General features: G+C 57.5%; 13 protein-coding genes and 1 tRNA gene. 5 read left to right on the top strand and 9 right to left on the bottom strand.

Annotated features, from left to right (window positions below; translation table 11 throughout):
- Positions 1-48 precede the first annotated feature (48 nt).
- The 5 genes from F6A13_RS05680 (at position 49) to aroF (ending at position 4,986) form a co-directional block, all read left to right on the top strand.
- Positions 49-927, top strand: a complete 879-nt coding sequence (locus F6A13_RS05680) for a hypothetical protein (RefSeq protein ID WP_126605200.1) — start codon at positions 49-51, stop codon at positions 925-927.
- 31 nt (positions 928-958) lie between these two features.
- The gene (locus F6A13_RS05675; protein ID WP_126605199.1) at positions 959-1,411 is read left to right on the top strand and encodes a VOC family protein; all 453 of its coding nucleotides are present in this window, start codon (positions 959-961) and stop codon (positions 1,409-1,411) included.
- A 55-nt stretch (positions 1,412-1,466) separates the two neighbouring features.
- Positions 1,467-2,951, top strand: a complete 1,485-nt coding sequence (locus F6A13_RS05670; protein WP_126605198.1) for a UbiD family decarboxylase — start codon at positions 1,467-1,469, stop codon at positions 2,949-2,951.
- 64 nt (positions 2,952-3,015) lie between these two features.
- Entirely contained in the window at positions 3,016-3,906 is an 891-nt protein-coding gene (locus tag F6A13_RS05665) for a sugar phosphate isomerase/epimerase family protein (protein WP_126605197.1), read from the top strand.
- Between the two features lie 30 nt (positions 3,907-3,936).
- The gene (gene aroF, locus F6A13_RS05660) at positions 3,937-4,986 is read left to right on the top strand and encodes a 3-deoxy-7-phosphoheptulonate synthase (RefSeq protein WP_126605196.1); all 1,050 of its coding nucleotides are present in this window, start codon (positions 3,937-3,939) and stop codon (positions 4,984-4,986) included.
- A 171-nt stretch (positions 4,987-5,157) separates the two neighbouring features.
- Here the strand turns inward: aroF and F6A13_RS05655 are convergent, their stop codons facing one another.
- The 9 genes from F6A13_RS05655 to F6A13_RS05615 all read right to left on the bottom strand — a co-directional run bounded on the left by F6A13_RS05655 (position 5,158) and on the right by F6A13_RS05615 (position 11,930).
- Complete coding sequence (locus tag F6A13_RS05655; RefSeq protein WP_126605195.1) at positions 5,158-6,267, bottom strand: FIST N-terminal domain-containing protein; 1,110 nt, start codon at positions 6,265-6,267, stop codon at positions 5,158-5,160.
- 137 nt (positions 6,268-6,404) lie between these two features.
- Positions 6,405-6,480 (bottom strand) — tRNA-Ala (locus F6A13_RS05650).
- Positions 6,481-6,568: 88 nt separating this feature from the next.
- The gene (locus tag F6A13_RS05645; RefSeq protein ID WP_126605194.1) at positions 6,569-7,327 is read right to left on the bottom strand and encodes an MBL fold metallo-hydrolase; all 759 of its coding nucleotides are present in this window, start codon (positions 7,325-7,327) and stop codon (positions 6,569-6,571) included.
- Positions 7,324-8,124, bottom strand: coding sequence for a TatD family hydrolase (locus F6A13_RS05640; protein ID WP_225981974.1), 801 nt, complete (start codon positions 8,122-8,124; stop codon positions 7,324-7,326). Before F6A13_RS05640 ends, F6A13_RS05645 begins: the two co-directional genes overlap by 4 nt.
- A complete protein-coding gene (gene rlmB, locus F6A13_RS05635; RefSeq protein WP_126605193.1) occupies positions 8,121-8,888 on the bottom strand; it encodes a 23S rRNA (guanosine(2251)-2'-O)-methyltransferase RlmB in 768 nt (255 codons plus the stop codon). The genes F6A13_RS05640 and rlmB overlap by 4 nt, the downstream gene beginning before the upstream one ends.
- Complete coding sequence (locus tag F6A13_RS05630) at positions 8,881-9,348, bottom strand: hypothetical protein (RefSeq protein WP_126605192.1); 468 nt, start codon at positions 9,346-9,348, stop codon at positions 8,881-8,883. Before F6A13_RS05630 ends, rlmB begins: the two co-directional genes overlap by 8 nt.
- A gap of 53 nt (positions 9,349-9,401) precedes the next feature.
- On the bottom strand, positions 9,402-9,824 hold the full coding sequence (locus F6A13_RS05625) for a hypothetical protein (protein WP_172959370.1): 423 nt from the start codon (positions 9,822-9,824) through the stop codon (positions 9,402-9,404).
- A 105-nt stretch (positions 9,825-9,929) separates the two neighbouring features.
- Entirely contained in the window at positions 9,930-10,970 is a 1,041-nt protein-coding gene (locus F6A13_RS05620) for an AI-2E family transporter (protein ID WP_126605191.1), read from the bottom strand.
- 99 nt (positions 10,971-11,069) lie between these two features.
- On the bottom strand, positions 11,070-11,930 hold the full coding sequence (locus tag F6A13_RS05615; protein WP_113526657.1) for a PHP domain-containing protein: 861 nt from the start codon (positions 11,928-11,930) through the stop codon (positions 11,070-11,072).
- Positions 11,931-12,020 lie beyond the last annotated feature (90 nt).

Genomic DNA, 12,020 nt, shown 5'->3' with positions numbered 1-12,020 from the left:
TGCCGACCAGCAAGGCCGGCGCCTCCTTCCCGTTGGGAGGCAATCTTTATGTGGAATCTCTGGCAATCCAGTTTCGTTCGGTCCTTGATTTTGGATAGTGCCCTGTTTCCCGCTGCTGTCACCATGCTCATGGTGGTCGCTGCGTATTACAAAACCTGCAAATATCCCGGCTGGCGTTCTACATTTTGGGCGGCGGCCATACTGGCTGGTTTTCTAGTTGGCTATGCACTGACCTATCGCGATTTTTCCTTCCCGCCACGTACCGTGTTGTCCTGGTTGCCCTGGCTAGCCCTCGTGGGCGGGACAGTAGCGGCTATTGCCGATCACCGTAGACACCAATGGTGGCGCTATGGGGCGAGGGGGTTGATCGCAGGAGCCGCTGCTTTCATTTTGCTGTGGCCAGTCCTGCGCCAGGAAACCGTGCTCGCCGCCTTCGTTGCTTGGCTGACGGTAGCGGTGCTGTGGTCCGTACTGTGGTTTGCCCTCACCCCTGACCACCGAGATCAAAAACCCGCAGGAATCACGCTGCTTGTCGGGGCTGTCGGGCTAGCTCTCGTCGCGCCATTGTTGGGCAGTATCCTGCTGGCTCAGTTTGGGGCAGCGCTGGCCGTTGTGTTGGCCGTGGCTCTTCTTTTTTCCCTCTTGGTACGCAGTTCGCGTTGGGATTCGCCGAGTGCCGATGTGGGAGTGCTGATCCTGGGTACCCTAATGGTGGATTTGCGCTTCTACGCGGGTGCTTCAATGGTTGTCATGGTATGGCTACTCGTATCGCTTGCCGCGGGAGCAGGTGTTGCCAGCATTCTTCAGCACCGAGGCCATTCCGGTCACTGGACGGTGCTTGCGCCAGGATTGATCAGTTCCCTGCCCATGGCCGTAGCCGGGTGGATGGCTCTACAGACCTATATGGCGAGTGGCGGCGGTTATTAGTGGATAGTTTTCAGGAAAACGAGGTGAAGTAATGTTACATGGCATCAACCACATAGCCCTGCCGGTCCGCAGTCTGGATGTCTCTGACCGCTTTTATCGCGGAATCCTGGGGTTACGCGCCGTCGGCGAGCGGCCCGGCATGAAATTCTACACTGCGGGCTTGCACCACCACGATTTGGCCTTGATGGAAACTGGGGCGCTATTCCCGGTCTCCGGTTTCTCGCATTTTTGTCTCGACGTGGAGGACGAACAAAGTCTGGCCGCGATTTATGCCTGCTGCCGGGCCGCCGGGGCGCGAATATTAGAGCCCGTGGACCATACAGTCATGCGGGCTTTTTACCTTGTCGATCCCGATGACCATATTGTGGAACTGGGGGTGGATGTCCCCCAATCCGAGTGGGGACCATGGCCGAATCCCTTTGGACGCGATGTGGCCTATCCAAATCTCCTGTCGCTCGCTGATGGGCGGAAATTGTCCGGGTAAGCCCGCATGGGAAAATGAATATAATCAAATAAACAGTAAGCTCAGGAGACAGATTATGCACCGAACTTTGTCGTCAACAACCGTATCGTCGGCCCAAAATATCCGGGATCTGCGAGATGCTTTGGCATTTCTCTCAACACTACCGGGCCATCTCAGCACTACATCTAAAGCTGTCGATGCCCATGCCGAATTGGCGGGGATCTACAAACGCATTGGGGCTGGTACCCCGGTTGCGCCGCCGACCAGAATCGGCCCCGCCATGCTCTTTGAAAATGTCAAAGGCTACCCTGACGTTCGGGTGCTGGTCGGAATGTTGGCCAGCAGGGAACGGACTGCCTTATTGTTAGGCAGCACGGTAGAACAGCTTCCATTTACCTTGCTTCGCGCCTTGGACCGCCGTATCGCCCCAATGACTGTTTCTTTCCCAGAAGGGGCGCCTTGTCAGGAAGTTGTGCATCGTGCGCCACTGGATATCAGAAGCTTGTTGCCGGCTCCAACCAACACCTTGTTTGACGCTGGACCGTATTTCAACCTTGGGCTTTTGCGTGCGGAAGATCCGGAGACTGGAGAGGCGGACGTCACGATTCATCGGCTATGTGTACAAGGCTCTGACCGGCTCACCGTCTACTTCGTACCCGGCCGCCACATCGACCAGTTCCGCATTAAGGCTGAGCGACAGGGAAAGCCGTTGCCAGTCTCCATTAGTATGGGGCTCGATCCGGCCATTTATCTCGCTGCTTGTTTCGAGCCACCTACTACGCCCTTGGGTTTTGACGAATTAACCATAGCCGGAGGCTTACGACAAAGGCCTGTGGAGCTGGTTGATTGCGTATCGGTGCCCGCCAAGGCCATTGCCCGTGCAGAGATCGTTATCGAAGGGGAGATTCTACCAGGAGAGCGCATGCGGGAAGACATCAATACGGGAACAGGTTTCGCCATGCCTGAATTTCCTGGTTATCTAGGCCAGGCCCAGTCCTGTCCGGTGATTCGGGTCACGGCGGTAACCCACCGATTTAACCCCATTCTGCAAACTATCGTTGGCCCTGGGGAAGAGCACGTCAATCTCGCCGGGATCCCTACGGAAGCAAGTATTTTACGTTTGGTGGAAAATAGTATGCCAGGACGCCTCCTAAATGTTTACGCTCACTCTGCTGGGGGCGGAAAGTACCTAGCCATCTTGCAATTCAAAAAGGGTTCCATCCGTGACGAAGGGCGCCAGCGCCAAGCCGCGCTCACCGCATTCGCTGCCTTCTCGGAGCTCAAGCATGTAATTCTGGTCGACGAAGACGTCGACATTTTTAACAGTAATGATGTTCTATGGGCTATGACCACGCGCTACCAAGGCGACGTCAGCACCGTGTTTATTCAAGGGGTACGATGCCATCCCCTGGATCCTTCGCAATCACCAGATTTCAGCCCATCTATCCTGGAAGACGGGATTTCTTGTAAGACCATTTTCGACTGTACTGTCCCGTTTGCATTACGGGAGCGGTTTCGACGGGCACCATTTATGGAGGTGGATATGGATACAGAGTCGTGACACGTATTATCACATGTAACTAACTTTAATTTCTTATGGTACCGCTACGTTAGGGAGACAACCCATGTGGACTGGCATGAATCTTTGTACGGCAATTTTGCCTCAATTTAGCTTTGATGAGGTTTTAGAAATTGCCACAACGTCCGGATTTAAAGGCATCGAGTTGCGTGTCAATGATGATCATCATATAGCATTGGACGATCTGCTCACCAGCGGCCAATTTCTTCGGCGCCGGATTCAGCATATCGGGCTTGATGTCCCGGTCCTTACATCCTACCTTCCCATGGAAGACGATGAATCCGTAGATCGCCTTATACGCGTAGCACAGCTCATGGAGGTGCCTAAGGCGCGCATTGTACTACCACGCGGATGTCATGCGGCAGTAGTCAAACGTGCGCATATAAATGAGATCATTCCGTCGTATGACGCAAGTCAGGATCCGCAACCTCTGATGGGCGCATTAAGGCGGAAACTGAGAATATTGGAGCGCAAGGCCTTTCGGGCAGGGGTGCAACTCCTGTTAGAACTGCACTGGGGTACAGTGATGAGCAGCTTTAGTGGTGCCTATGCTTTAGTGCAAGATCTCGATCCAGAGTCCATCGGCATCACCTTCGATCCTGCCAATATGATGGTTGAGGGAAAGGAGGACTGGGAGTTCGGCATCAATCTTATCCGCCCGTATCTCGCTAACGTGCATGTCAAAAACATGAGATGGAAACAAACCAAGGAGGATTGGGCATGGGAATGGACAGGGTTGACACAAGGTATGGTGGATTGGTGGGAACTCGTGTCGTTGCTACAGGGAATTGGCTACGGAGGAGATTATGCCATGGAGGATTTCCTGACGCCGAGAACAGATAAGGAGGCGGCTATTCACCACCTTACTGAAGCTAGACAGGAATTCGGTGCTATTTGTATCGACTGCGGCGATCACGATCACCGTGTTGCCAATTGATTCGCAAATTTAAGGTCAGGAGGAAATGCCATGCTGATTATGATTAAACCCAACGTCGATGAGGCGCAAGTTGCGGCTATCAAGTCCTGTGTTGAAGACCTCGGCCTGCGGGCGATAGAGTCACGGATCCGCAGGCAGCTAGCCATTGCAGCCATAGGCGACCAGGACGTAGCCCCTAATGGACTCATTGAGTCGTTACCTGGCGTAGAGCATGTTCTACCAATTCATAAACCATACAAGCTCGCATCGCGAGAATTTCATCCTGACAATCGTGTGGTATCGGTGCGGCATATTCCTATCGGTGGTGATGCCATCCAGGTCATCGCGGGACCTTGCTCTGTGGAAACGCCAGAGCAGATGATTGCGGCTGCTGCTGGCGCAATGGCTGCTGGTGCCAGTCTATTGCGCGGAGGGGCATTCAAACCGCGTACTAGTCCATATTCTTTCCAAGGCATGGAAGAAAATGGCCTAAAATATTTGGTAGATGCCGCCCGTCCCTATGGCATGCCGGTGGTAACGGAACTTATGGATCCTCGCGATATTGATCTTTTTTTAAAATATGGTGTAGACGTAATCCAGATCGGTACCCGCAACATGCAAAACTTTCGGCTCTTGAAAGAAGTTGGGCAACTGCAGGTCCCGGTAATTTTGAAGCGTGGACTCTCTGCCACTATCAAGGAATGGCTCATGGCGGCAGAATATATCGCTGCGCAAGGAAATTTGAATATTATTCTCGCCGAGCGTGGGGTTCGAAGCTTCGAACCTGCTTATCGTAACATGTTGGATGTAAGTGCTATTCCTTACCTGAAACGGGAAACACATCTGCCAGTGATTGCGGATCCAAGTCATGCGGGAGGTGCGGCATGGATGGTGCCGGCCCTGAGTTTGGCAGCTATCGCTGCTGGCGCAGATGGGCTAATGATTGAGTGCCATCCGAACCCCGCACAGGCATGGTCCGATGGAGAGCAGGCGCTCACGCCACAAGAGCTCCATGCCTTAACTCGACAGGTGGCGGCTGTGGCTCAGGCATCTGGACGGGCTTACGGACAGCCGCTTATCGATTTGCCCAGGGCATCATAAAAATGTAAAGGTTACAGATCACGCATCAGTGATTCCGAGAAGCCTAAAACGCTTCTCATTGGCCGACCCTTTTTTTCAAGGGTCGGCCGCACGGCACAGTCACAGTGCCAAGCATTTTTTCCGGAGAAAGTGGCAATAAAAAATCCGGCGGGGCCGGGCTGAATGTCTAAACTAGAGTACTCCTGTATAACCGTATATTTTATCATGAGAAATCTCGGCATTGGCAAAAAAACCCACCAACGGGAAGTCACCCAGACCGGCCCGGATCATCCGCAATTCCGCAGAATCGGGGCCAAACAGGTTCTGACCGCGCCACACACAATTGAAATACAGACCCCCACGGATCCTCCTTCCGCCCGCCAGGCGGCTGATGTCCGAGAGCATACGTTCGAGATCCTCGCGCGCCGTGCCGCTATCCCGCTTGCAGAACATCAGGGACTGACCGGCCTCTGCATATTCGCCAATCGCCAGCAGCTTGCGCTCGATGTCAATGCCCACCAGGGTACGCACCATGTAGTCGCCACAGTCATCATTCTTCACCGGCATCGCAACAAAAATGAAGCCCGCCGCCCGCTGCAAATCCCGGGAGAGGATGTCGCCGGTCTCGTCGTTAAACACATCCAGCGCCGGACGGTCATCCAGACGGGAGATTACATTGTTGCGGGCTTCGTTGATGTGATGAGTCGGACCGATGGGACTGCAGCCCTGGGTCAGACGGGTAGCAACAGCGATATTTTCGCTGAACGTCACCCCGCTCAATCCGCCATGCACGACTTCATCCGCCAGTTGCGCGCCGTCGGTGCGACTGCTGCATATTCCCCCGGTAATGAAACCGCTGCCCATCTGCCCGGCAAAATCACGGACCAGATCCGGCAGATCCGGTGTCTGAGAGTCACCATGAACAATAGCAAAGTAGGGCGGACGACCCGGTCCGGTCGGCCAACTCTTGCCGGTCCGGTAAGCGTCCATACCGGCAAAGAGGTGAAATTCCGTTTCGGGAAAATCCGTCACCATAAAAGCCAGTGCCGGTTCGTCCAGGTATTCCTGCGCGGTCGCGCAGATGCCGCTCCCCACGCATCCCGTCCAGTGGGGCACCCCGGTCTGCTCCCGCACAGCGCTCAGGATATCCGGCAAATCGGACTCAAAGCTATCGGTGACGTAGAGAAAGCCCAGCGTACCGCCCCGCACCCGCGGACCAGCCATCTCCACAGCGCGGAACAATGCCTCGCGCCAATCTACATCGCGGGCATGGCCATAGGGAAAAAGCCGATCATCTTGCAAGGGAAAACCTCGTCAGCAAAAGAATCAGCCACCATATCGCCATCAGTTTTACCTGTAAGAATTGCGTCCTGTCAGGAACAGGTGAGATGCATGCTTTGCGTTTCGGGGAGAAAAAAAGGCTGGTCAGCCTTTTGATTTGGTGGAGCCAGGCGGGATCGAACCGCCGACCTCTTGAATGCCATTCAAGCGCTCTCCCAGCTGAGCTATGGCCCCGATGCGGCGTAATATATGGATTCATGCGGATGATGTCAAACCTTTTCTGGGTGTCTCTTTGCACGCGCCGGTCCTGCAGATGCCGATGCTAAAGGTCCAGGACCATACCATCACTGGCGGGAATGACGCCCTCCGGCAACTCCGTCGCCAATGTCGCGTAATCCACGTCATGGGTCATGTGGGTAAGAATGGTTCGTTCCGCGCCGATCCGGCGCGCCCAGTACCGGGCCTCTTCGACATGCAGATGGGTGGGGTGATATTCATAACGAAGACAATCCAGGACCAACACTTTCAAACCCCGCAGCAGATCCAGGCTGGCGTCTGGAATCGTTTTCAGATCCGTCAGATACGCCACATCATTAAAACGGTACCCGAGTATGGGTAGATCACCGTGCAACACGGGTATGGGCGTCACTCGAACCCCGCCAAAGGTCTGCGGCGATACGATCCGGTGCATGGACAGGGAAGGTTTCGCCCAGGCCAGATCCGGCGGCAGAAAACAGTAGCGGAAACGGCTCTCCAGCTCCGCTGCCGTGCGCTGATCCGCATAGCAGGGGATCACCACCTCCTGTGCAAAATTGAAGGCGCGCAGATCGTCCACCCCGTTGATATGATCGGCGTGAAAATGGGTATAGAGCACGGCCGTCAGCGACTGCACGCCGGCACGCAGCATCTGCTGACGCAGGTCAGGACCGGTATCCACCAGCAGATCAACGCCTTCATCCCGCACCAGGATGCTGGCCCGCAGGCGGTGATTGCGCGGGTCGTCGCTACGACAAACCGGGCAGTGGCAGGCAATTACGGGGGTTCCGGCACTGGATCCCGTACCGAGGAAGACCACCTTCATGACGCCACCGCGTGTCTGAACAGGGCGTGGAAATTGGCGGTGGTCTGCGTGGCGACGGCCTCCGGCGCCTCGCCCCGCAACGCTGCGAGAAAGGCCGCGACATGGGCCACGAAAGCCGGCTCGTTGCGCCTGCCGCGCCGCGGCTCGGGAGCCAGATAAGGCGCATCCGTCTCCACCAGCAGGCGATCCGCCGGCAGCATCTTGGCCACCGCCTGCAATTCGACGGACTTCCTGAACGTCACGATGCCGGAAAAGGAGATATAAAAACCCATATCCAGGGCCGCCCGCGCAAAATCTTGGTTTTCGGTAAAGCAATGGATGACGCCGCCGGCGGCCGCCGCATCTTCACTGCGCAGCATGGCAAGGGTGTCTGCCGCCGCCGCTCGGGTGTGCACGATCAACGGCTTTCCTGTGGCCTTGGCCGCCGCTATATGCCGGGCAAAGCGTTCCCGTTGCCAGGACAAGTCCCCTTCACTGCGGTAATAATCCAGCCCGGTCTCCCCGACGGCGACCACCTTATCGGCGGCCAGCGCGACCAGCAGACGCTCCCATTCCGGCCCTGCCCCAACCGGTTCGTTGGGGTGTACTCCCACTGCCGCCCATACGCCGGCGTGCCCGGCGGCAAGGGCCTGCACCCGCGGCCAGTGCGCCTCGACGACGGCAGCGATCAGCATTTCCCCCACGCCCGCCGCCCGGGCACGGGCCAGGATCTCAGATCGGTCTGCGTCAAAATCTTCGAAATCCAGATGACAATGCGAATCTACCAGCATATAGGAATGGCCTTCCAGCGGGTTCAAGCGGATTTTTCCTGCCCGGCAGGCCGCGCGGGGGACAGATTCCGCCTCTGCCGGGCCGCCTCGAAGAGGCAGATCCCGGTAGCTACGGACACGTTCAGGCTTTCGATGGCTCCCATCATGGGAATATGCGCCAAGTAATCGCAATGTTCCCGGGTAAGGCGGCGCAAGCCCTTCTCCTCACCCCCCATCACCATCACCAGCGGCATATCGAGGTCCAGCGCATAAAGACTCCGGGAACCCTCCCCTGCCATCCCGACCAGCCAGAATCCCGCCTCCTGCAGCGAGGACAGAGTGCGCGACAGATTAGTCACAGTACAGACCGGAACGCGTGACGCCGATCCGGCGGACGCCTTGCGTACGGTAGCATTGACCGGGCAGGCGTTATCCCCGGGCAGAATCACCGCGTCGACCCCTGCTGCCTCCGCACTGCGCAGGCATGCCCCAAGGTTATGGGGATCGAGCACACCATCCAGCACCAGCAAAAAACCACGGTCGTTCAGTTGCGCGAGGATCGTCTCCAAATCTTGTCCGGGAAAGTCGCGCAGCAAACCGCCCACGCCCTGGTGCCGGCCGGTGTTCAGTTTCCGTCCTAGCGCCGAACTCCGCCATTCCTGCACCGGCAGACACTGTTCTGCAGCCTTCTGCACCAAAAGTGCAATGCGCTCATCTGCCCGCCGCTCGACGGCAACCCAGAGTTCCAGCAACTCTTCCGCATCCAGTGCCGCGCTGACCGCATGGATTCCATAAAGGGATTCTTTACTCACACGCAGCTCCAGCCAACATCGCAAGCCCTTCCAGAGGACGCCGGGAGGGTGGTATATAAGGCAGTCCGACGCGAGCAAATGCAGTTACCTCGTCGGGTGCCGGTGCCTCATCCCAGCCGGGCAGTTGGCGACAGGCAGCGACAAACCCAGCCGGTCCGGTGTGGGCGATCTGCGCAAACCCCAGAAACTCAGTCGGGGCCTGATAAAATTTAATCCTGATGCCTTCAGGACTCCATGCCTCCCGTTGCCCGGAGGCAGCCCTTGCGAACAGGGGACAGGCAGCCAACGCAACGTCCCACTCGTCCGAGGCCAACCTCCCCTCGCGCAGAAACTCCAGGCGCGGCAGCGGCCATTCATCCCGCCGCAAAGGGCCGGTACGCTGCAACCTCCACCCCTGCCCTGCGGCCCAGGCAAGAATCCGCGATTCCAGATCCAGATAGACCGGCAACGGTAGCGTCATGGGCAGGACGCTATCTGCAGAAAACCGTCAAAACGAGCAATCCACATTTCGACCTAGAAGCTGTCGAAGATATCATCAACGATATTGTCCGCCACCGCGAAGCCGGCACCCAACCCCAAACCGGTCATGACATTACCCAGGAAACCGCTCCCCATACCTGGCTGCCCCTGCATTGGTGCATTCCAGGGACGCTGCTGTCCCATATTGGGGTTCATTCCACCCTGTCCCATCGCCTGCATCTGCATTTCCAGTTGCTGGATATGCTGCGCCATCTGCTGCAGCATCATCCCTACATTCTGTTGCTGTTGCTGCAAATTCATGGCCAGGCCGCGCAATTCCATACTGATCTCGCGCCCGGTGATATTATCGGGCGCCATGGCGTTCACCCGTCCGGCCACCTGCTGCAAGGCCTGTAGGTTATTCTGGGTCTGTTGCTGCAACTGATTGTATTGTTGATCCAACATTGAGTAGTCCATGATTCGCTCCTGATGTAACTGCAGTGATAGCCGTCGTAAAGATAATACCCATTGGTTGGATAGACGGGAAGCCTGTACAGTTCCCCAATCACCCAGATTGGCCAGCTACTCCTGAAGGCGAACGCGCCGCTCCCATGCGCGCCACACGCCACGCGCCAGCAGCACCAGAATGGGTCCGATAATCAGGCCAATCAGACCGAACGCCTCGGCGCCGCCAAGGATGCTGAAGAACACCAGAAAGAAAGGGGCTTGCGTCTGCGAACCGGTGAGCAGCGGGCGAACCACCAGGTCCGCTGCGGTAATCACGATCAGCCCCCAGATCAGGACGAGCAGACCGGCAAACCAATGCCCCGTAAAAGCGAGCCACAGGGTGGCAGCGCCGACTACCGCCGTCGCCCCGAAAGGGATAGGGGATATCAGCGCCGTGGCAACCAGCCAGAGGGGCCACATACCCAGTCCGGCAACGGCGTAGGCAATACCGATAAACATGCCCTCTACCACACCTACACCGATGAGGCCGATCAGCACCGAGCGCGCCGCATCCCGACTGGCGGCCAAAAAACGATTGCCGCGATCACTGCCCCATATTTGTCCGGCCCCAAGGCGCAACGCCTCCGTCAGACGTTCACCGTGGAGGGCCAGCGCAAACACCGTCAGCGCGGCAAAAAACGTGTGCAGGGTGAATATCCAGAGTTGGCTCAGAGAATCGGTGATGATGCCGGAATGCGTGCTCACCAGCGCGGAGAGGTAGGCACCGTTCAGCCCGCGCAGGTGGCCGAGCAACCAGTGACCCACATAGGGAATTTTCATCACCTCCGGCGGCACGACGACAAGGGGACCACCCGACTGCCAGCGGGAAATCAGCAGTGCCAACTGGGGCAGGACCGAATCTACAATAATGACCGCCGGAATGATGATGATCGCCACCCACACCAGGGCATGGACCAGGGAACCCAGCCAGCGCGGCATGTGGAAGGCACGCTCCAGACGCAATTGCCAGGGCCAGCCCACCGTCGTCAGCACCGCCCCCATCAGCAGGGGACCTGCGAAGGGGCTGAGGGTGTATGCGGCGCCAGCGTAGACCAGCAGCAACACGAACGTGCCCAAATTGGCGTAGCTGGTTGACTTTTGACTGTTTTGCACCATCTTCCCCTGATGTGAATCCGCAATGGAGAGCAAAGCTACCACAGTACCCTGCCGTTGAAAATGCGCGGAGCGCCCAAAAACCCTTGCAGGATTGGCCGCTTAGTAAAGGTGAATACCGGCGCGCTCCCAGACTGGCTCCACACCGTCGGGCAGGGGTAGCAGATGGCCGATGGCCGCGTGGCCGGCGTCCGGACCATGAAAGTCGGAACCCACGGAACCGGCCATGCCCAACTGTTGTGCCAGGCGCCCGAGATGCTCACGATCACCGGCTGCCTGACTGCCGGTACAGACCTCGAGACCGACGCCGCCCGCGTCCCGAAATGCGCTGAGCAGAGCGCGCAATCTGGTTCCGCTGAGCTTATAGCGACCGGGGTGGGCGAGAACGGCATATCCGCCCGCTGCATGGATCCAGCCGACCACCTCGGTCATGGGAATCCAGTCACTGGGCACATAGGCCTTGCAACCACGCCCCAAATATTTGCCAAAGGCCTCATTCGCGTCTGCACAACGCCCCTCGCGCACCAGCCAGCGCCCAAAGTGGCTGCGCCCCACCATCCGACTGCCCGCCATCGCCCGCGCTCCGGCTTCTGCGCCGGGAATACCGGCATTTGCCAGCAAGCGGTCGATCTCCATGGCGCGCCAGTCGCGGAACGCCATGATCCGGCTCAGTCCTTCCTGTAAGACGCTGTTTTTCGGATCAACGAAGAGACCGACGATATGGATGCCCTGGGTTTCCCATTCGCTGGAGATTTCCACGCCGGGGATGAGTCGGATATCCAGTGCCTCGGCCTCTAACGCGGCCTCCTCCAACCCCGCCGTGTTGTCATGGTCCGTCAGTGCCATGACACGCACTCCCGCCCCATGCACCCGCTGCACCAAGCCAGCAGGCGTCATGGTGCCATCGGAGGCCATGGAGTGCATATGCAAATCGACCGGAGAAACAGGATATTGCTGCGCCATGAGGAAGTTCCTGGATAAAATGGGGAGTCGCCCTTTGCAAAACCTGGCGACATTCCGTGCTAGCATAACATGCTCAACTTCATCGGGGCA

The organism is Acidithiobacillus sp. 'AMD consortium' (assembly GCF_008926505.1).
Lineage (GTDB): Bacteria > Pseudomonadota > Gammaproteobacteria > Acidithiobacillales > Acidithiobacillaceae > Acidithiobacillus > Acidithiobacillus ferridurans.
This window is presented reverse-complemented; position numbering and strand designations above follow the sequence as displayed.